We start from the raw sequence: 19,961 nt of genomic DNA on the forward strand, positions 1-19,961 counted from the left end.
CCCCCCCGCGCCACCAAACTGGTCGGCTATGCCCGACGGGAGCGGCCCGATCTGCACATCGTCGCCCGGGCGCATGACCGCAACCACGTTTTCGCGCTCTACCGTGTCGGCGCCGACGACATCGTGCGCGAGATGTTCGACAGCTCGCTGCGCGCCGGGCGCTACGTGCTGGAAAACATCGGCCTCAGCGAGTATGAGGCCGCGCGCGCCGAACAGATGTTCTATTCCCATGACCGCTACACGGTGCGGGAACTGGCCAAGGTCTGGAATCCGGACATCCCGGCCAGCGAGAATCCCGCCTATATCCAGCGGGCGTCGGAACTGGAAAAGGAACTCGAGGCGGCGCTGCAGGAACTGGCCCAGGAGGAAGAGAAGAAATCCGCCTGAGCCCGGGGCCGGGTTGCCCGCCTCAGCCGGCGCTGACGCCGGCCTCGTCAAAGGTGGCCATGCCGGAATGGCAGGCCAGCGCACCACGCAGCACCGGGATCGCCAGCGCCGCCCCCGAGCCCTCGCCCAGGCGCAGGCCCAGCGACAGCAGCGGCTCCAGGCCCAGACGCGCCAGCAGCGCGGGGTGGGCCTGTTCCGCGCTCTGATGGCCGGCCAGCGTATGATCGAGCGCGCGCGCGTTTACCGCCTTGAGGCAGGCGGCGGCAGCGCAGCAGATGAACCCGTCGAGCAGCACGGGGATGCGCCGCAGACGGGCCGCCGCGATGGCGCCCGCCATCGCCGCGATCTCGCGCCCGCCCAACCGTGCCAGCGCGTCCAGCCCATCGCCGATCTGCGGCTTGTGCAACTCCACAGCCTGCGCGACGACCTGCGCCTTTTGCGCCATTCCTGCATCATCGAGCCCGGTGCCGCGCCCGGTCCAGTCACCGGCCTCACCGCCATAAAGCGCATGGCACAGTGCCGCGGCCGAGGTGGTATTGCCGATCCCCATCTCGCCAACCACCAGCAGATCGGCATCCTCGCCGACCGCCGCCCAGCCGGTGCGCAGGGCATCGCAAAGCTCAGCCTCGCTCATCGCCCGACCTTGAGTGAAATCGGCAGTCGGGCGGTCAAGCTCCAGCGCGATCACGTCCATCCGTGCACCCGCCGCCTGCGCCAACTGGTTGATCGCAGCGCCGCCGACCCGGAAATTCGCCACCATCTGCGCGGTGACATCGGCGGGAAAGGCCGACACGCCTCGTGCCGTCACCCCGTGGTTGCCCGCAAAGACGATCACCTGCGGCGCCTCGACCCTGGGGCGCGGATCGCCGCGCCAGGCGGCATACCAGATGGCCAGATCCTCCAGCCGCCCCAGCGCGCCGGGGGGTTTGGTCAGCTGGCCGTTGCGCGCCTCGGCACCGGCGCGGGACACCGCATCGGGTTCGGGCGCCCCGGCCAGGATGGCGCGGAACTGGTCGAGGTCATGAAAGTCGGGAAGCATGTGCCACCTGCGTTGCATCAAGTCAGGCTCCGGTGTTTAACCCGGTCCGGGACGGTCACAACCCGCAAAAGAGAAGCATTATGCGCAAAAGCGACATTCTGACCGCCGGAGTGTACGATATCGCCGTCGCATTGGCCCTGCTGACGCGGCTGCCGCTGCCGCATCTGCCCGCTGCCGCCCTCGCGGATCAGGCGCGGTCGGCCTGGGCCTGGCCGCTGGCCGGGCTGGCGGTGGCGGCCCCCGCCTGCCTGCTGGGCGCGCTGGCGATCGGCGCCGGGCTGCCGGCGACGATCTCCGCCGGGCTGGTGCTGGTGACGCAGGCGATGCTGAGCGGTGCGATGCACGAGGACGGGCTCGCCGACAGTGCGGACGGGCTCTGGGGCGGTATGACGCGAGAGCGGCGGCTGGAGATCATGCGCGACAGCCGGATCGGCAGCTACGGGGTGCTGGCGCTGATCCTCTCGGCCGGGCTGCGCTGGGCCGCACTGACGGGGCTGATCGCGGCCGGGGCCTGGGGCGCGGTGCTGGCGGCGGCGGTGCTGTCGCGCGCGGGGATGCCGGCGCTGATGGCCGCCCTGCCCCACGCCCGAACTGACGGGCTGTCGCATGGTGTGGGCCGACCGGGGCCCGGCCCGGTGCGGGGCGCCGTGGCGCTGGCGGTTGCGCTGGCGCTGGTCTGCACCGGCTGGTCCGCCCTCGCGGCCGCGCTCTGCGCCGCGCTGGCCGTCATCTGCGTCGGTATGCAGGCGCGGGCCCAGCTGGGCGGTCAGACCGGCGACATCCTTGGCGCGGCACAGCAAATCGCCGAGATCGCGGCACTGCTGGCGCTGCTGGCCGGGGTTTCCGGCGCCTAATCCGCCCCCGGCGTCGGGATTTTCAGGATATGGCCGCAATGCTTGCAGTGCACCGCATCCGGATCGTGGCGCAGCAACCCACATTCGGGACAGCGGAACCGCACCTTTTGAGGTTGGAACAGGGCGCGCACCAGTTGCAAGAACAGCGCCACACCGAACACCATCACGAAGATCGAGAACAGCTTGCCCGGCGTGCTGTGCAGGGTGATGTCGCCGAACCCCGTGGTGGTCAGCGTGGCGACGGTGAAATAGATCGCGTCGATATAGGTCGCCAGCCCCGGCTGGGTGTCGAAGAACAGGACATAGGCCAGCGACGAGGTGGCAAAGAGGAACACGGTCAGATTGACCGCCGCGATCACCGCATCCTCGCGCGCCCGGAAAAACGCGCTGTCGCGCCGCAGGTCGCGCAGCAGGTGATAGGAATGGATCAGCCGCAGCCCGCGCAGGATCCGCAGGAACGCCAGGCTGTGCGACAGGAAGGGATCGAGCACCAGCACCACGATCACCACCAGGTCGGCCAGCGTGTGCACCTGGCGCAGCAACCGCAGGCGATTGCGCTCGATCCAGAGCCGGGCGCAGAAATCCAGCAGAATCATCAGGCCCACCACCGCGTTGACCACATGCACCGACAGAGACGAGGCAAAGGGCGCGGTGACGATGAAGTAGAGGATGCTCAGCCCGTCAAAAGCGATCAGCGCATAGCGGAACCGCACCGAAAGGGGCTCCTGCCCCTTGTACAGGCGCTTGACGCGGGTCTTCAGGCTGTCTCCAGCCGGGTCGGTGTCGTGGCTCATGCGGGAAACCAAGCGCGATGCGGGGGAAAACCGTAAGGCAACGCGGGCGAGAAAACGGCTGGAAACGCCCGTTCGGCAATGAAAAAACCGCGCCCGTTACGAGCGCGGCCAATCGGTATCAAAGGGCCGCGGGTCAGGCCGCGCGAGACATCAGCACATCGTCCACCTGCTTGGCGGCGAGGATCTCGTCCCCGCCGGAGACGGCGGCAACCTCGCGGGTCAGACGCTCCAGCGCGGCCTCGTAAAGCTGCCGCTCGGAATAGCTCTGCTCGCGCTGGTCATCGGTGCGATGCAGGTCGCGGACCACCTCGGCGATCGAGATCAGATCGCCCGAGTTGATCTTTTGCTCGTACTCCTGGGCCCGGCGCGACCACATGGCCCGCTTGACCTTGGCCTTGCCCTTCAGCGTCTTCATCGCCTGGTCGATCACGTCGGGCGAGCTGAGCGAGCGCATGCCGACCTCGGTCGCCTTGTTGGTGGGCACCCGCAGAGTCATCTTGTCCTTTTCGAAAGAAATCACGAACAGCTCCAGCTTGAGGCCGGCCACTTCCTGTTCCTCGATCGACACGATCTGTCCGACCCCGTGGGCAGGGTAGACGACGTATTCGTTCGGGCGGAATTCGAGCTTCTTGGACTTGGTCATTCAGGTCTTCCTTGTTATCGTCCGGTCCGTAAAGCGACAAAAAAACAGCACCGGGTCACGCACCATGCCCCGTCATGCTGAATTTTCGACAAGTTTACTTCACCCCACCGCTTGTTTCCTGCATGGGGACGCCCAGGCGTTTCGATCAACTGTAAGGAACATATATAGCACATCACGCCGCTTTTTGAAAGGGGTCGTGTATATACAGCCCGAGAACCCTATATTTCTCAGTGGCTTGCCGCGCCGTCCTGACGCGATTTCCCGGCGCTCACGCTCGAATCAGTCAGCCGCCCTCGCCGGGCGTTTCCGAGAAGTACTTGTCCAGTTTGCCGGTCTCGCCATCGCGATCTTCCGCTTCCGGCAGCTGGTCCTTCTTGGTGATGATCACCGGCCACATCTCCGAGTACTTGCGGTTGAACTCCACCCAGGGTTCCATTTCGGGCTCGGTATCCGGGCGGATCGCGTCGGCGGGGCATTCGGGTTCGCAGACGCCGCAGTCGATGCATTCATCCGGGTGGATGACCAGCATGTTCTCGCCCTCATAGAAGCAATCCACCGGGCAGACCTCGACGCAGTCGGTGTATTTGCAGGCAATGCAGTTGTCGGTCACAACATAGGTCATGGCAGGGTCCCGTCTGAGCGTATCCGCCCCTAGCTAGAACAGCGCGCGCAGTTCTTCAAGGCGTCAATCCGTCCCCGGCAGTCGGGAAAGATCAAGCGCCCGCCGCTCGCGCTTGCCCGGACGCCCCTTTCCCTCAAAGCGCGGATTGGGCGGCGTTTCGTCCCGGCTCTCGCTCAATTCGGTGTACAATGTCCGCGCCTCATCGGCCGGTCCGCGCCGCAGACCCAGCGCCTCGACGCGCAGAACGCGCACCACGCGCGGCTGGCTCAGCGTCAGCACATCGCCGGGCGCCACCGTCTGCGCCGGTTTCTGCGCCCGGTCTCCGTTGACCCGAACATGCCCCGCCGTGACCAGTCCGGCAGCGACGCTGCGGGTCTTGCAGAACCGCGCGTGGACCAACCACTTGTCCAGGCGCAGCTTGGCGGCGGGCTCTGTCATGCCCGGGCTACTTGTCGGTCTTCAGCCCCATCAGCGCGGCGGCGAAGGGGTTGTCGGGGTCGATCGGCCTTTCCTTTTTCGGCGGCCGGGCGCTGAAACTCTTGGCGCCCTGCCCGCGTTCGCCCTTGGGCTTGCCGCCCTGGGGCTTCTTGCCGCGCGGTCTGGACCCCTCCTTGTCCCGCGGCTTGCCGCGATCCTGGTTGCTGCGTCCCTTGTCCGAATGGCCCTGATGGGCGGCCCTGCCACGCCCCGCGTTGCTGCGCGCCCAGGCGAAGGTATAGAAGACCTCCATTTCGGGCGCCTCGTCGCTGGCCTTGTCGCTGGCCTCGGCGGGCGTCTCGGCGGCGTCCGCCGCGGCCTCTTCACCGGGCTCTGCGGGTGTTTCAGGCGCTTCGGGTGCGGGGATCTCCGCCGGGGCTTCGGCGGCGGCCTCCTCGGCGGGGGCCTCGGCCACAGGGTCGGCCACGGCTTCGACCTCGGCGGCCGGAGCCGCTTCGCCCGGCTCGGTCGCCTCCGGTGCCGTCTCGGGCTGTGCCGCCGGTTCTGCCGGGGAGGATTCGGCGGCCGTCTCGGCCACCGGTGTGACCGGCTTCACCTTGGCCCGCTCGCCCTTTTCGGCGCGATATCCGAGCCCCTGCATCAGGTCGGCGAACTGTTCCAGCGTCATGCCGGTGATCGACAGCATGTCGGGCGTCGCCTCGAAGCCGCCGCGGCTGTCCTGCGCACGGAGCATGTCGGCCAGCCGTTCCAGCATGTCGATGCGGATCGCGCGTTCGCCGGCGGCGCGATAGCCGCACATGATGTCATAGCCCTCGGGCGCATCCTTGGCCGTGGGCACGGTGACCAGCCCCGGCGGCGGCGCCTCGGGAAACTCCTGCAGCCCGTTCGCCAGCGCCCAGAGCACCAGCCGCAGCCGGGTCGGCGCCGGTTTCAGCAGCAACGGCATGAAGATGGTGAACTGACCGAACCGGATGCCATGCTTGCGCAAGGCGCCGCGCGCCTCCTGGTCCAGCGCCTTGACGTCCTGCGCCACGCTGGCGCGCGGCAAGAGGCCCAGCGACTCGACCATGCGAAAGGCAAAGCCCTTGGCCAGTCCCGAAAGGGCCTCGTCGCGCTGCAGGTTCAGCAGCGGCTCGAACAGGGCCGCGATCTTGCGGTCGATGAAGTGCTGCAGCCTGCGCTGCACCTTCTGCGCCACATCCGGCCCGGCGGCCTCGTCGACAAAGACCTCGGCCTGCGGCTTCAGCGGATCGGCGCCGGCCACCAGCTTGCCCACCGCATGCTCGCCCCACATCAGACCACCCTGTTCGGTATAGTCGATCTCGGTATCCGGCGCATTGTAGAACCGATCCGCCCGCAGGTGGAAATGCGGCGCGAGCGCCTGCAATGCCGCGGACTTGACCGCCTTCTCCTCGGCGCCGGCGGCAGCGCCCTTGTCCGGCGAGAAACGGAACCCTTCCAGCCGACCGACGAATTCGCCCTCGACGGTCACATCACCCTTGTCGTTTACCTCGGCCAAAAGGGCCTCCTTCTGCTTGAGCCGGCGCAGCAGCACGCTGGTGCGCCGGTCCACAAATCTCTGCGTCAGGCGCTCGTGCAGCGCGTCCGACACCCTGTCTTCTACAGCGCGGGTTTCGCCGCGCCAATGGCTTTCGTCACCGACCCAGCCGCGACGCTGCGCGACATAGGTCCATGTTCGGATAAAGGCCAAACGTTTACTTAATGTGTCGATATCCCCGTCGGTGCGGTCAATCCGCCGGATCTGGCGTGCCAGGAAATCGTCCGGGATCCCCCCGCGTTGGTGCAGATGGCCGAAAATGGTCTCAAGCAGGCCGGCATGTTCGGCGTGGCTGATGCCGCGGAAATCCGGGATGCGGCAAACATCCCAGAGCAGCCGGACGCTTGGCCCGTCACTGGCCCGCGCGGCCACCTCGGCCACCTGGCTCAGCGTCTTCAGCGCGCTCAGATCATCGGCCTCACGCGCGCGGACCAGAACCTCGTCCCCCGGCGCCTGCTCGAGCGCGCGGATCAGCCGCTCGACCGAGCCGAACTCCAGCGCCGCGTTGCGCCAGTTGAGCTTTTTCAGCGGGGTGAAACGATGCTCCATGATCGCCTGCGCCACCCCATCGTCCAGCGGCCGCGCATCGCCGGTCACCCCGAAGGTGCCGTTGGCCATGCCGCGCCCCGCCCGCCCGGCGATCTGCGCCAGTTCGTTGGGCGCCAACGGCCGCATCCGGCGGCCGTCGAATTTCGACAGCGCGGAAAAGGCGACATGGTCAATATCGAGGTTCAGCCCCATGCCGATGGCGTCGGTGGCGACCAGGTAATCGACCTCGCCATTCTGGTACAGCGCCACCTGTGCGTTGCGCGTACGCGGGCTCAGCGCCCCCATCACCACCGCCGCGCCGCCCTTTTGCCGCCGGATCAGTTCGGCGATGGCATAGACATTATCAACCGAAAACCCGACAATCGCGCTGCGCGGCGGCATGCGACTTATCTTTTTAGAACCTGAATAGACCAGTTGGCTCATCCGCTCGCGGCGCTGGAACTCCACCTCCGGAACCAGCGCCCGGATCGGCCCGCGCATGGTGTCAGAACCCAGGAACAGCGTCTCGAGCGTGCCGCGCGCCCTCAGCAGCCGGTCGGTGAAGACATGGCCGCGCTCCGGGTCGGCGCAAAGCTGAATCTCGTCCACGGCGAGGAAATCGGCGCCCATCCCGTCGGGCATCGCCTCCACGGTGCAGACCCAATACTGGCTGCGCGGCGGTACGATCCGCTCCTCGCCGGTGACCAGCGCCACGACAGAAGGACCGCGGGCGGCGACGATCCGATCATAGACCTCGCGCGCGAGCAAACGCAGCGGCAGACCGATCACGCCGGTGCGATAGCCCAGCATACGCTCGATCGCGTAATGCGTCTTGCCGGTATTGGTCGGCCCCAGCACGGCCATGATCCGGGATGCCCCGTTGCCCATCACTCTCGCCCCATGCTGGCCCGCTTTCCGGGGCTACAGCGCCTTGCCCTCGACCTCGGGCTTCAGGCGGTCCAGGGCCTCGGTTACGCCCTCGTGATTGGGATGTATAGACTGCGCGAGCTTGTAGGCGCGATACGCGTTCTCTGTGTCGCCCAGGCTCTCGAAAATCGCGCCCAGACCGAAAATCGCGCCGTAGTTGTTCGGGTTGAGCGTCAGCGCGTGTTCCAGATCGGCCAGTGCCGGGCCATAAAGCCCGGCCTCGAAATAGGCCGAGGCCCGCAGATGCCAGCCCTCGGCAAAATCCGGCGCGTGATCGGTCAGCGCGGTCAGATGCTCGATGGCGGCCTCCACATCCCCTGCCTTCAACGCCTCGCGCCCGCGTTTGAAAAGCAGATCCATCGCGGCCGAGTCGCTCCGGCTCCACAATGCCTGAAGCTCGCGTTCGAGCCGCCGGGCGTCGGCCGGATCGGCATCGGCCAGCGCCGAAAGCAGCGCCTGTTCGTCGCCGGTATCCGCCGTCTGCGCAGCCACCGGCAGGCAAAACGCCGCAAAGATGGCGGTTGCCGTCACGATACCTTTGAGATTGCCATGTTTAACGCCCATAACAATGGACAATGTAACGCGGCTCGCGCCAAATACCAGAGGCGCAAGCCCAGCGAGTGAGAGGACATCATGAGCGACTTTCTTGAAAAGGCAGCGGCTGAACTGAACGACAAACTGGCCGGCGGCGCCTTTGACGGCTCGGCCAAGCTGAGCGTCGGCGATCTCGGCGCTATCGTGCTGGACGCGAGCGGCGCGCGGGTCTCCGATGACGAGGCCGACGTGACCCTGACCGCCGACCAGGAAACCTTCGAGGGGATCGTCTCGGGCGAAGTCAACCCGACCAGCGCCTTCATGAGCGGCAAGCTTACCGTCGATGGCGACATGGGCCTGGCGATGAAGCTGGCCTCGGTCCTGGCCTGATGCCCGGTTCGTCGGCCCCGCTCTATGACGACGTGGCCGACGGCCCGCCCGGCGGCAGCGCCCGGTGGCTGACCTGCGCCGACGGGGTGCGAATCCGCGTCGGCTGCTGGCGCCCCGAGGGGGCCGCGCGCGGCACCGTCCTGCTGTTCCCGGGCCGCACCGAGTATATCGAGAAATATGGCCCCGCCGCCGCCGACCTGGCCGCGCGCGGCTTTGCCACGCTGGCGGTCGATTGGCGCGGACAGGGCCTTGCCGACCGGGTGACCGACGATCCGCGCGTCGGCCATGTGGGGCGGTTCGGCGATTACCAGCACGATGTCGCGGCGGCACTCGAGGCCGCAACGAAACTCGACCTGCCGCGGCCGTTTCACCTGTTGGCGCATTCCATGGGCGGCTGCATCGGCCTGCGCGCCCTGATCGAGGGGCTGCCGGTCGAGAGCGCCGCCTTTTCCGGCCCGATGTGGGGCATCTCGATGCCCGGCCTGCTGCGCCCGGTGGCCTATGGCGCCGCCTATCTCGGGCCGCTGCTGGGGCTGGGTGGGCGGCCGATGCCCACCACCGGGCGGCAGAACTACGTGGAAAAGCAGGAATTCGAAGGCAACGCGCTGACCACCGACCCCGAGATGTACCTGATGATGCAGCGCCAGCTGGCCGCCCACCCCGAGCTTGGCATTGGCGGCCCGACCCTGCGCTGGATGCACGAGGCGCTGACCGAGACCGCGCAGCTGGCGCGCCTGCCCGCACCCGACCCGCCCTGTCTCACCCTGCTTGGCGGCCTTGAGAGCATCGTCAGCACAGACGCGATCCGCACCCGCATGGCAGGCTGGCCCAAGGGCCGGCTGGAAATCGTCGAGGGCGCCCAGCACGAGGTGATGATGGAGGGCCCCGAGACCCGCGCCCGCCTCTTCGACCAGATCGCCGGGCATTTCGCCGCGCCGGTCCCGGCCTGAATGCTCGCGGCCGCGTCACCGCTTCGCCTTGAACCACCCGGCGTCCACCCTTAATCACGGGGGTAGACAAACAAGAGGTTCCTCATAATGCGTTTCGCCGCCCTGACGTTCGAAAAAGGCCCGACCCTGGAAAAGCCCGAAACCGGCGCCGCGCCGCTGGGGGACCTGCCGGAATGGGACCTCAGCGACCTTTACAGCGGCGAGGACGCGGCCGAGCTCAAGCGCGATCTGGACTGGCTGGAACAGGCCTGCGTCGATTTCGCCACCGATTACGAGGGCAAGCTGGCCGCGCTTGATGCCAAGGACCTGCTCGACTGTGTGCTGCGCGACGAGAAGATCACCCAGGTGGCGGGGCGCATCATGTCCTACGCGGGGCTGCGATACTATCAGCAGACCACCGATGCGGGCCGCGCCAAATTCCTGTCCGACTGCCAGGAAAAGATCACCAACTTCACCACGCCGCTGGTGTTCTTCTCGCTGGAACTGAACCGGATCGAGGATGACCGCCTTGCCGCGCTGATGGCCGAGAACGCCGATCTGGCGCGCTACGAGCCGGTGTTCCGCCGCATCCGCGCGATGAAACCCTATCAACTCTCCGACGAGCTGGAGAAATTCCTGCACGATCTGGGCGTGGTCGGCGACGCCTGGGAACGGCTGTTCGACGAGACCATCGCCGGGCTGGAATTCGAGGTTCAGGGCGAGAGCATGGGCATCGAGGGCACGCTGAACCTGCTGACCGAGCAGGACCGCGCCACCCGCGAGGCCGCCGCGCGCGAACTGGCCCGCGTCTTTGGCGGGGCGATCAAGACCTTTGCCCGCGTGCACAACACCCAGGCCAAGGAGAAAGAGATCGTCGATCGCTGGCGCGGCATGCCCACGGCGCAGACCGGGCGGCACCTGAGCAACGACGTCGAGCCCGAGGTGGTCGAGGCGCTGCGCACCGCTGTTGTCGCCGCCTATCCGCGCCTCAGCCACCGCTATTACGAGCTCAAACGCAAGTGGCTCGGCCTCGACCGGATGCAGGTCTGGGACCGCAACGCGCCGCTGCCGATGGAGGCGACCCGCAAGATCGGCTGGGACGATGCCGAACAGATGGTGATGAGTGCCTATTCCGCCTTTGATCCGCGCATGGGCGAGATCGTCGCGCCGTTCTTCTCCAAGGGCTGGATCGACGCCGGCGTGAAACCGGGCAAGGCGCCGGGCGCCTTTGCCCATCCCACCGTGACCGACGCGCATCCCTATGTGCTGCTGAACTACCTTGGCAAGCCGCGCGACGTGATGACGCTGGCGCATGAGCTGGGCCACGGCGTGCACCAGGTGCTGGCCGCCGGCCAGGGCGAGCTGTTGTCCTCCACCCCCCTGACCCTGGCCGAGACGGCATCGGTGTTCGGCGAGATGCTGACCTTCCGCAAGATGCTCGACACCGCCAAGACCGACGCCGAGCGCAAGGTGCTGCTGGCCGGCAAGGTCGAGGACATGATCAACACCGTGGTGCGCCAGATCGCCTTCTATGATTTCGAATGCAAGCTGCACGCGGCGCGCCGGGCGGGGGAACTGACCCCGGACGACATCAATGCCCTGTGGATGTCGGTGCAGGCCGAGAGCCTCGGGCCGGTGTTCGATTTCATGGACGGCTATGAGACGTTCTGGGCCTATATCCCCCACTTCGTGCATTCGCCCTTCTACGTCTATGCCTATGCCTTTGGCGACGGGCTGGTGAACGCGCTCTACTCGGTCTACGCCGAGGGGGCCGAGGGGTTCGAGGACAAGTATTTCGAGATGCTCAAGGCGGGCGGGTCCAAGCACCACAAGGATCTGCTGGCCCCCTTCGGCCTCGACGCCACCGACCCAAAGTTCTGGGACAAGGGGCTGAGCATGATCGAGGGGTTCATCGACGAGCTGGAGGCGATGGAAGGGTGAGCGAGCTCCCCGGAAATGCTCCGGGGGAGCGATTCGCTCGCGAACGGGCGGCGCCCCGGCAAGGCGAGCGTCCTAGAAACGCTCCAAGGGAGAGACCACGATTTTTTTAAAAAAGTCATACAAAATTACTACCATCTCCAAAGGCTTCGTGGCTTGTGACTGGACCTGTCCCGTTTTCGTGCCGCCCCAAGTGCTCGTTTAGGCCACCTTCCGTTCGAAAGCGACAGGGCATTTCCAGCCCAGTGCTGAGTGTCGGCGGCGTGGATTGTAGAAGCCGTTGATGTATTCGAAGATGGCCATCTCAGCCTGCCGCCGGGTTTCTCATGACCGTCGCCAGATCATCTCGGCCTTGATGGTTTTGAAGAAGGTTTCAACAGCGGCGTTACCAGATGTTGAGGGCCCTTCTCGTGACATTGCTTCGCAATGCACTGCCGGGCAGCGGACAAGCCAAAGCGGCAGAAGTTCAAGCGCTATCCCATCGGTTTCTTCCACATCGACATCGCCGAGGTTCAGACGGCCGAGGGCAAACTCCATCTCTTTGTCGGCATTGACCGGACCAGCAAGTTCGCCGTCACCCAAGCGCACGTACATCATGACCGCCAGGCGGATGATCTCGGGGCTGCTGTGGAAGTACTTGAAGGGGTCGCGTTTCGTCATGGCCGGAAGCTACGAGGCCGCCCTGCTTCAACAGGATTCCTTCTGACAGCGCCCCCGGCCCGGCAACGGGGCCGTTCCAGACGTCGCAGCCGGCGTCGATAATGGGCTCGGTGGTCTGAAAGAGACGCAGCGAAAGAAAGCGCGCGCGCAGGCAGGGCCGACCCTTGTTGCCAACGCGCGCGTCATCTTCGGCCCAACGCGCCAGCGAGGACGAGCGCGACGCGCCGCTGCTTCCAGCAGCGCCTCGCTCAAAGGCCGAGATAGGCCTCGCGCACCTGATCGTTGTGCATCAGCTCTTTTCCGCTGCCGCTAAGTACGATGCGACCGTTCTCCATGACGTAGGCGTGCGCGGCAAGTTCCAGCGCAATATGCGCGTTCTGCTCCACCAGCAGGACCTCGACACCGTTGCGCGAAATCGTCTCGATGATATCGCAAATGGTATCGACGACGGCCGGGGCGAGACCGATCGTCGGCTCGTCGAGCAGCACAAGGCGCGGCGAGGCCATCAACGCGCGACCGACGGCCAGCATCTGCTGCTGCCCACCGCTGAGGGCGCTTGCAGGCGCGCTCAGCCGGTCCCGCAAGGCGGGGAAGTGTCCGAGCACGGTCTCGAAATCCGCCGCGATCGCCGACCGGTCGGTGCGGCTATAGGCACCGGTCATCAGGTTATCGCGCACGCTCATCTGACCGAAAAGGCGGCGTCCCTCGGGAACCAGCGTAACGCCGGCCTGCACCATCTCTGCCGGCGTCCGCCCGCCGACGTCTTGGCCAAAGAGGTGCACGCTCCCGCGTTCGGGAACGAGCAATCCGGCGATTGCCTTCATCAGCGTCGTCTTGCCGGCGCCGTTGGAGCCAACGATCGTCGTGATAGCACCGCGCTCGATACCGAGCGAGACATCCTGCAAGGCCGGCACGCCATGGTAGCTGACGCACAGCCCGTCGACGGATAGAATTGTTGTGTCTGCAGTCATCGTCCGCGCCCCAGATAAGCCTCAATCACCGCCTCATCCCGACTGACCGTTTCCGGCGAGCCCTCGGCGAGAAGACGACCGTAGTTGAGCACGATTACACGGTCGCAGGCGCGCATGACGGCCCGCATGTTGTGCTCGACAAGCAGGATGGTCAGGCCGTGCGTCGTGCGTAGTTTCTCGAATAGTTCCAGCGCGGAACTGACCTCGGCGCCCTGCAGCCCGGTAAGCGGCTCGTCGAGGCACAGGATTTGCGGCTCGGCGGCGAGGGCGATCGCAATGCTCAACATCCGCTGCAGGCCATGCGGAAGATTGCCGGCGGTTGTCTGCAGATGGTCGGCAAGACCGGTCATCGATGCAACCTCGCGGACCTTTTCCATGCGCTTCTCGTGCGCAAGCCGTTGGTGATAGGTTCCGATGAGGATGTTGTCGACAACGCTCATTTCGCTAAGGAGGCTATCGTGCTGAAACGTGCGCACGAGGCCAAGACGGCTTATCGTCTTGGCGCTCGCGCCGGTTACGTCGCGCCCCTTCACAAAGAGGCGTCCGCCGCTTGGGCGCAGAAAGCCGCTGATCAGGTTGAAGGTAGTACTCTTGCCAGCGCCGTTCGGGCCGATAAGGCCCAGGATCTCGCCTTCGCGCAGTTCGAAGGAAAAGCCGCTGACGGCTGTCAGCCCACCGAAGCGTCGCTCCAGATTCTCGGCGCGCAGGATCACCTCGCCACCCGCGGGCATGCTCACCGCCGCGTTCATCGTGCGCTCCGGGTGACAAGACCCCGCGCGCGCGCGGCCAGACCGACCAGCCCGCCCGGAAAGACGAGAAGAGTGACCACGATAACCGCGCCGTAGAAGATGTTCTCCCAGGCGGAGATACCGGCGACCCACTGCCCCACAAGGGTCAGCAACGCGGCCCCGAGGACCGGCCCCAAGGCGTGCCCCTCGCCGCCGATCTTGACGTAGGCCAGTGCGAGGATGGCGACGAAAAAGGTGAAGTCGGACGGCGCGATGACGTTGTTCGCATAGGCGTGGAGCCCGCCGGCCAGCCCGACCGCCGATCCCGCGATAACGACGCACAGAACCTTCAGCAAGACAACGTTCAGACCGACCGAACGGGGAATCGCGTCGTTGTTCTCGATCGCCTTGAACAGGCGACCGAGATCGCTGCGTTCGACGCCGTACAGCGCAAAGAGCGTTGCGGCAAGAAGCGCGACGGCGAGTGCGGGATAGTAGGCGTCAATCGCCATCGGGGGAAACATGCCGACAAGGCCGGAATTGCCCCCGATTGCGTTGGTTTGCGTATATATTAGGCGGACGACTTCTGTGACCGCGAAGGAGACCAGCAGGAAGTATGGACCCTTGGTGCGCAGCGTGACCCAGCCGAACAGCGCGCTGAGCGCGCCCGCGACCAGCGGCGCGAGCAGGAGCGTCAACCAGAACGGCCAGCCCAAGAGAACAGCCGTGATCGCCGTCGTGTACGCGCCGATGCCAAAGAAGGCGGCGGTGGCGATATTGAGTTCGCCGATCTGCAGCACGAAACGCAAGGCCGAGGCGAGCACGGCATTTGTCAGCACCCAGACGACGAGCGATGTGTAGTAAGCGTTCGTCGCCAGCAGCGCGAACAGCACGGAAGCAATAGCAATAGCTACGCAGATCCAGACGCCGGGAAGTCTATTCCACATTTCCGAGAATTCCTTGAGGACGTACGAGCAGGAAGGCTATGACCAGAATGAACATGGCCAGAGTCGCGGTTGACGGGTCGAAGAAATACCCGCCCATACTCTCGATTAGTGCGATGAAGAGGCCGCCGATTATGGCGCCGGTGACAGAGCCGAGGCCGCCAATGATAATGATGATGAACGCCTTGATCAGAAATTCATCGCCACTGACCGGCGTCACCGCGTTGATCGGAGCCATCAGAACGCCCGCACAGGCGGCCAGCGCGGCACCAATCAGGAAACCATAAAGTGCGACGCGATTAAACGGCATGCCCTGCAGCATCGCCGCCTCCTGATCCATCGCCACGGCGCGCAGGGCAAGCCCGAGCCGGGTGCGTTCGATGAGAAGATATAGCCCGCCCGTCACGACGGCGGCGACAATCACCAGCGCCAGGCGCTGTGCCGTGAGTGCGGCGCCAAAGATGCTGACGGTGCCGGGCAGGACCTGCGGCACGGTACGTGGAGCGCCGCCGTAGATCGCAAGGTAGGCCCCGTTGAGTATGAGAAGCAGTCCGATTGACAGGATGAAGGAGCCGTTGAGATCCTTCAGCACGTGCTGGAAGCCGATACTGTAGACAAGCGCGCCGAGACAGAGGACGACAACGATCGCCACAATGGCCGCTAGAAGGTAGCCTGCCCAAAGCGGCACCCCGAGCTCGACGGTGGCAAAGGGCACCACTGATGTCACGATCAGGGCCGCAGCGGTAAAAAAGGCGCCGTGAGCGAAATTCACGATTTTCATCACCCCGAAGATCAGCGTCAGCCCGAGGGCGAACAGCACGTAGACCGCGCCGATCTGCAGAGTATTGGCGAGCAGTTGGACAAACAGTTCCATTTCACCTCATCCGGGCACCGTAGGCGGCCACAACCGCCTACGGCAGCGCCCTTTTCAGTCGTTGATCAACGCCTCGAGCTCGGCGGGATTGCTCCGCGTAAGCTCGACCGCCTTGCCGTTCTCTACACGGGTGACGATCACCGGGATGAGCAATTGCTGCGGATAGTCGTAAGTCGCCTCGCCGCCAAAGCCGGACGGGCCATAGGACGATTCGAAGCGCACCGAGGAAAGCACGGCCTGCACCTTCGCCGGATCGATGCTGTCGGCCTCTTCGATCGCGGCGCGCAGCGCCATGATCGCGTCGTAGGACGAAATGGTGATGCCGTTCAGTGGCTCACCAAGCGCCTCGCGCGCGCCGGCGTTCAGCTCTTTCTGCACCTCGGTTGCCGTCTCGCCGCTAAAGTCGGCGGACGCACCGAGATAGGCACCTTCTGCAGCCTCACCGGCAACCGCCGTCAAGGCGTCGACAGAGGTGCCGGCCGACATGACCTTCACGCCGTTCCAGCCCAGGACGTCAAGCTCTTTCAGGATCGACCCGACATCGGTCGGCGGCGCGGCCGAGAAATCAACGAGATCCGGATTGAGCGTTGCGATCTTGGTGGCAATCGGCTGGAACTCGGTGGTGCCGCGTTCGTACCAGTCGCTTGCCAACATCTCGACCCCGAGGCTCTTCCAGGTCTCTACCGCCACCGGCTCTAGTTCCTGCCCGGTGGCATCGTTCGGGCTGATGAGAACCGCGGTCTTAAGGTCCGGGTGCTGTTCCTTGATAAAGTTATAGAATGGTACCAGGATTTCGAACGGCGTGTTCATCTGGGTGAAGGTAAAGGGAAACTCCGGTCCCTTCACGCTCTTGCCCCAGGCGGTAGTGAACAGGATCACTCCCTTGCGCTCGGTCAGTGCCTGCATTGCACGGACCGGTGCAGTCCCAATGGTGCCGGCGATAAAATCGATGCCATCGCGGTTCAACATTGTCTGGGCGTTGCGTGCACCTTCGGTGGCACTGTACTTGTTGTCGTAGCTCACGATATCGAACATGTAAGTCTTGCCGTTCGCCGTGACACCGCCTTCTGCGTTGACGCGTTCGGCCGCTTGCTCAGCCGCCCATTCCATACCGAGGCCCCATGTGGCAGCCGCACCCGACAAAGGCGCCGAAATGCCAAGTTTCAGGGTCTCCTGCGCTGCGCCTGCCTGTGCAAGCAAAAGCGTGAGAGCCGCCGCCCCTAGCGGGCGAAGCCAATTGGTCGTGTACATTTCTTCTGTCTCCTCTGTTGGTTATATCGTTTGTTGGTTCAATCGTTGTCCGCGGCTCATACGGGTGGCCTAGAGAATTGCCACGATCCCTCCGGCCACCGGCAAAAGCACGCCCGTCAGATAGTCGGCGTCTGGCCCGACAAGGAATGAGACGGCGCCGGCGATGTCTTCGGGCCGACCAAGCCGTTTCAAGAGTGTGCGCGATGTATAGGCCTCGACCATCTCGAGTGGCGCGTTGTCCATGACCGACGTCTGGATAAGGCCAGGCACCACGGCGTTGACCCGCACCGCCGGCGCCAGTTCCGCGGCGAGGGAACGGGTCAGTGAGGCGACGGCGGCCTTGGCGGCGGCGTATTCCGGCTGGTCACCGTCGCCCGCATAGGTGACCGATGAGACGTTGACGATGGCGCCGCGGCCGTTCTGCGTCATTTCGGGTGCGACCGCGTTGACCATCCAGAACAGCGGCTTGAGGTTGAGCTCGAACGTCCCGTCGAAACGCTCCTCACTCATCCCGATGATCGGCTCGATCAGGGTGCCGCCGCGGATCCCGCCGACGACGTTCACAAGGATGTCGGGGGCGCCCAGGGCGTCTTTGAAGCCGGCGAACGCCTCCTTTACCTCGTCGCACTTGCGCGCATCAGTGCGCACGGCGTGCAGCGCCGTGTCCGGGTGGCGCTCGGCAATCGCCTCACGCACGGTGGCAAGCCGGTTGCCGGAGATGTCCATGAGCGCAAGGTTCGCCCCATCTGCGGCAAGGCGCATTGCAATCGCCTGACCCATCGGTCCGCCCGCGCCAGTGACCAGCGCGACGCGACCGGCGAGCGGTTTTTCAAAAGAACTCATGGTGTTACCTCGGTCAGGCGCCCTTCGGCAAGCCAGTCACGCAGCGTGCGCTTCAGGATTTTCCCGGTGGGACCGTGAGGCATTTCATCGACCGTGAACAAGCGGCGCGGCACCTTGTAAGCGGCAAGGTTCTCGCGGCAGAAGTCGATCAGCGCGGCGGGGTCCAGCGACCGGTCGGCGCGGGGAATGAGAACGGCGGCAGGAATCTCTCCCTTCACTTTGTCGGGCACGCCGATCACCGCACATACCCCGACGTCCGGGTGGCTGAACAAGAGGTCTTCCACCTCGATTGGATAGATGTTGAAACCACCGGCAATGATCACGTCCTTCTTGCGGTCGACAATGAACAGATAGCCGTCTTCGTCGAGGTAGCCGATGTCGCCGCTCAGCCAGCCCGCTTCGGAAAAGCTCGCGGCGGTCGTCTCTTTGTCGCCCCAGTAGCCAGCACCCACTATGTCGCCCGAGATGCGCACCTCGCCGGTTTCGCCGACAGGGACGGGCGCACCGTCCTCGTCGACGATCGCAATGCGCGAATTGCCAAGCGGAACGCCGGCCGAGCCGCGCTTGCGCACGCCGACAAGCGGCTGGGCGGTGGCCCCGCCTGAAACCTCGGTCGCCCCGTAAAGCTCAAGAATGGGCACACCGGTCACCTCTTGGAACCGCGTCAGGATCTCCGGCGAAACGGGGGCGCCGGCCGCGACCGCAAGACGCATCGAGGACAGGTCATGCCGGCTCGGATCGAATTCGCTCAGCATGTAGAGGAACATCGTCGGCGCACCGGCCATAAAGGTCACCCGGTGCCGGGTGATCTCGTCGAGTACTTTTTGTGTATCCCAGCGCTCCAACATGACAACGCGTGCCCCATTGTAGATCGCGCCGTTCACCATGACCGTGGCACCGAAGTTGTTGAACACGGGCAACGCACAAAGGAACACCTCGCGGTCCCAGCTAAAGCCCGCGTGAACCGCCATGTCGCGCACCGTCGTGGTGATGCTGCGCTGGGTCTGCACCGCGCCTTTGGGTGCGCCCGTGGTGCCGGAAGTGAAGAAGAGCGCTGCCGGATCGTCCGGGCGCAGCGGCAGCGGTGGGCACTCCACGCTCGCCGAGGCAACGGCGGCGTCGAGCGGAACGGCGCCAGCAACGGTGCCGCCGCTGACGAGGATCGTCACCTCATGTGCCGCCGCCTGACAGGCGCGTACCGCCTCGGCTGCCGTTTGCGTATCCACCACCATCACGAGCATCTGCGTCCGCTCCAGAAGCGCACGAACCTCTTGCGCGCGAGTCAAGCTAGAGATAGGCGCGGCGATGGCGCCGATCTTCTGGCAGGCGAAGTAGCCCGCACTCAGAAACGGGCAACTCGGCAGGTAGAGCCCCACGACGTCGCCCCGGCCGATGCCGTACGCCAGGAGCACATTGGCCAGCCGGCCCGAAAGCGCGTCGAATTCTCCGAACGTGGTCTCGCCACTCTCGGTAATCAGAAAGGGCCGATCTCGAAGGAGCGTAGCCGCTGTTTCCAGACAATATGCCAGTGATGTCGCCGTCATTCCCCCGCCTTCGAATCTGGGCCGGGCAAGCTTTGGCCCGACACTGCCCCCTCAGAAAACAAGGACGTTCTAGCTGGCCGGTCATTTTGGCACAAGAATTTTCTAACGTATGTTCGTTTTTAGGTCCTGTTGACGCTCGTCTGAGTTGAATTGCGGTTGCCGGGAGCGGGAGGAAGGCGGCGAAACTCTGGTCATTGCTACATGCTATTGCTGCTATCGCCGGTGCCCGTATCCATGGCCAGATGCACCTTGCGCCACTGGCGGCGTCCCTGCACACCATGCTTGCGGGCCTGCCATTCCCCATTCCCGAGGAACTTGATGCCGATGCTAAGATTGACCGGGCCATCGGCGCGGCGACAGGGAATCCGGACGGCCAGGGTCTTCTGCCAGCGGCAGAGGGTGGAGTAATCGGGCACGGGCCAGTCCAGCCCTGCCAGCCGCCACAGGCTCGCCACCATCCCGGCCGTTTGTCTCAGGGGCAGTTTGAACAGAACCTGGATCGTCAGGCAGAACCGGATGGCAGCATTGCAGAATACCGGAGGGCGCCCGGCCCCCCCCATCACGC

The 19,961-nt window shown here is 65.1% G+C and carries 18 protein-coding genes and 5 pseudogenes; 6 read left to right on the forward strand and 17 right to left on the reverse strand.

All coding sequences use genetic code 11. The features are described 5' to 3' along the window. Positions 1-387, forward strand: a pseudogene (locus P1U75_RS16880) (potassium transporter); the annotation flags it as partial. A gap of 22 nt (positions 388-409) precedes the next feature. Here P1U75_RS16880 and cobT read toward each other — a convergent pair. Continuing rightward, entirely contained in the window at positions 410-1,426 is a 1,017-nt protein-coding gene (gene cobT / locus P1U75_RS16885; RefSeq protein WP_300245292.1) for a nicotinate-nucleotide--dimethylbenzimidazole phosphoribosyltransferase, read from the reverse strand. A gap of 80 nt (positions 1,427-1,506) precedes the next feature. On the opposite strand from cobT, the gene cobS reads away from it, so the two are divergent. Then, positions 1,507-2,280: an adenosylcobinamide-GDP ribazoletransferase gene (gene cobS, locus P1U75_RS16890; RefSeq protein ID WP_300245293.1), complete on the forward strand. Its 774-nt coding sequence runs from the start codon at positions 1,507-1,509 to the stop codon at positions 2,278-2,280. Here cobS and P1U75_RS16895 read toward each other — a convergent pair. The 6 genes from P1U75_RS16895 to P1U75_RS16920 form a co-directional block, all read right to left on the reverse strand. Further along, positions 2,277-3,074: an ion channel gene (locus P1U75_RS16895; protein ID WP_300245295.1), complete on the reverse strand. Its 798-nt coding sequence runs from the start codon at positions 3,072-3,074 to the stop codon at positions 2,277-2,279. The two genes, cobS and P1U75_RS16895, sit on opposite strands and share 4 nt — an antisense overlap. A 133-nt stretch (positions 3,075-3,207) precedes the next feature. Beyond that, positions 3,208-3,717, reverse strand: coding sequence for a CarD family transcriptional regulator (locus tag P1U75_RS16900; protein ID WP_300245296.1), 510 nt, complete (start codon positions 3,715-3,717; stop codon positions 3,208-3,210). A 283-nt stretch (positions 3,718-4,000) separates the two neighbouring features. Continuing rightward, a complete protein-coding gene (gene fdxA / locus P1U75_RS16905; protein ID WP_300245298.1) occupies positions 4,001-4,339 on the reverse strand; it encodes a ferredoxin FdxA in 339 nt (112 codons plus the stop codon). Positions 4,340-4,402: 63 nt separating this feature from the next. Then, the gene (locus P1U75_RS16910; protein WP_300245300.1) at positions 4,403-4,777 is read right to left on the reverse strand and encodes an RNA-binding S4 domain-containing protein; all 375 of its coding nucleotides are present in this window, start codon (positions 4,775-4,777) and stop codon (positions 4,403-4,405) included. A gap of 7 nt (positions 4,778-4,784) precedes the next feature. Continuing rightward, positions 4,785-7,751, reverse strand: coding sequence for a DEAD/DEAH box helicase (locus tag P1U75_RS16915; RefSeq protein WP_300245301.1), 2,967 nt, complete (start codon positions 7,749-7,751; stop codon positions 4,785-4,787). Between the two features lie 33 nt (positions 7,752-7,784). Further along, a complete protein-coding gene (locus P1U75_RS16920; RefSeq protein WP_300245302.1) occupies positions 7,785-8,354 on the reverse strand; it encodes a tetratricopeptide repeat protein in 570 nt (189 codons plus the stop codon). A gap of 69 nt (positions 8,355-8,423) precedes the next feature. Here P1U75_RS16920 and P1U75_RS16925 point away from each other — a divergent pair, with 69 nt between their 5' ends. The 3 genes from P1U75_RS16925 to P1U75_RS16935 all read left to right on the forward strand — a co-directional run bounded on the left by P1U75_RS16925 (position 8,424) and on the right by P1U75_RS16935 (position 11,584). After that, a complete protein-coding gene (locus P1U75_RS16925; RefSeq protein WP_300245303.1) occupies positions 8,424-8,714 on the forward strand; it encodes an SCP2 sterol-binding domain-containing protein in 291 nt (96 codons plus the stop codon). Then, positions 8,714-9,664: an alpha/beta hydrolase gene (locus P1U75_RS16930; protein WP_300245304.1), complete on the forward strand. Its 951-nt coding sequence runs from the start codon at positions 8,714-8,716 to the stop codon at positions 9,662-9,664. The genes P1U75_RS16925 and P1U75_RS16930 overlap by 1 nt, the downstream gene beginning before the upstream one ends. A gap of 87 nt (positions 9,665-9,751) precedes the next feature. Next, the gene (locus P1U75_RS16935; RefSeq protein WP_300245306.1) at positions 9,752-11,584 is read left to right on the forward strand and encodes a M3 family oligoendopeptidase; all 1,833 of its coding nucleotides are present in this window, start codon (positions 9,752-9,754) and stop codon (positions 11,582-11,584) included. A gap of 198 nt (positions 11,585-11,782) precedes the next feature. Here P1U75_RS16935 and P1U75_RS16940 read toward each other — a convergent pair. Further along, positions 11,783-11,968, reverse strand: a pseudogene (locus P1U75_RS16940) (IS3 family transposase); the annotation flags it as partial. A 57-nt stretch (positions 11,969-12,025) separates the two neighbouring features. Here P1U75_RS16940 and P1U75_RS16945 point away from each other — a divergent pair. Next, positions 12,026-12,154 (forward strand): annotated as a pseudogene (locus P1U75_RS16945) (IS481 family transposase); the annotation flags it as partial. Between the two features lie 9 nt (positions 12,155-12,163). Here P1U75_RS16945 and P1U75_RS16950 read toward each other — a convergent pair. The 9 genes and pseudogenes from P1U75_RS16950 to P1U75_RS16990 form a co-directional block, all read right to left on the reverse strand. Beyond that, positions 12,164-12,241 (reverse strand): annotated as a pseudogene (locus P1U75_RS16950) (IS6 family transposase); the annotation flags it as partial. Between the two features lie 248 nt (positions 12,242-12,489). Further along, positions 12,490-13,212: an ABC transporter ATP-binding protein gene (locus P1U75_RS16955; RefSeq protein WP_300245307.1), complete on the reverse strand. Its 723-nt coding sequence runs from the start codon at positions 13,210-13,212 to the stop codon at positions 12,490-12,492. Continuing rightward, positions 13,209-13,961, reverse strand: a complete 753-nt coding sequence (locus P1U75_RS16960) for an ABC transporter ATP-binding protein (protein ID WP_300245308.1) — start codon at positions 13,959-13,961, stop codon at positions 13,209-13,211. The genes P1U75_RS16955 and P1U75_RS16960 overlap by 4 nt, the downstream gene beginning before the upstream one ends. Next, positions 13,958-14,887, reverse strand: coding sequence for a branched-chain amino acid ABC transporter permease (locus P1U75_RS16965; protein WP_300245309.1), 930 nt, complete (start codon positions 14,885-14,887; stop codon positions 13,958-13,960). Before P1U75_RS16965 ends, P1U75_RS16960 begins: the two co-directional genes overlap by 4 nt. Then, a complete protein-coding gene (locus P1U75_RS16970) occupies positions 14,877-15,758 on the reverse strand; it encodes a branched-chain amino acid ABC transporter permease (protein ID WP_300245310.1) in 882 nt (293 codons plus the stop codon). Before P1U75_RS16970 ends, P1U75_RS16965 begins: the two co-directional genes overlap by 11 nt. Positions 15,759-15,812: 54 nt before the next feature. Next, positions 15,813-17,009, reverse strand: coding sequence for an ABC transporter substrate-binding protein (locus P1U75_RS16975; RefSeq protein ID WP_300245311.1), 1,197 nt, complete (start codon positions 17,007-17,009; stop codon positions 15,813-15,815). Positions 17,010-17,078: 69 nt separating this feature from the next. Next, positions 17,079-17,852, reverse strand: coding sequence for an SDR family oxidoreductase (locus tag P1U75_RS16980; protein ID WP_300245312.1), 774 nt, complete (start codon positions 17,850-17,852; stop codon positions 17,079-17,081). Next, the gene (locus P1U75_RS16985; protein ID WP_300245314.1) at positions 17,849-19,396 is read right to left on the reverse strand and encodes an AMP-binding protein; all 1,548 of its coding nucleotides are present in this window, start codon (positions 19,394-19,396) and stop codon (positions 17,849-17,851) included. The genes P1U75_RS16980 and P1U75_RS16985 overlap by 4 nt, the downstream gene beginning before the upstream one ends. A 224-nt stretch (positions 19,397-19,620) precedes the next feature. Continuing rightward, positions 19,621-19,961: pseudogene (locus tag P1U75_RS16990) on the reverse strand (transposase); the annotation flags it as partial.

Source organism: Antarcticimicrobium sp. (genome assembly GCF_029212575.1).
GTDB lineage: Bacteria > Pseudomonadota > Alphaproteobacteria > Rhodobacterales > Rhodobacteraceae > Antarcticimicrobium.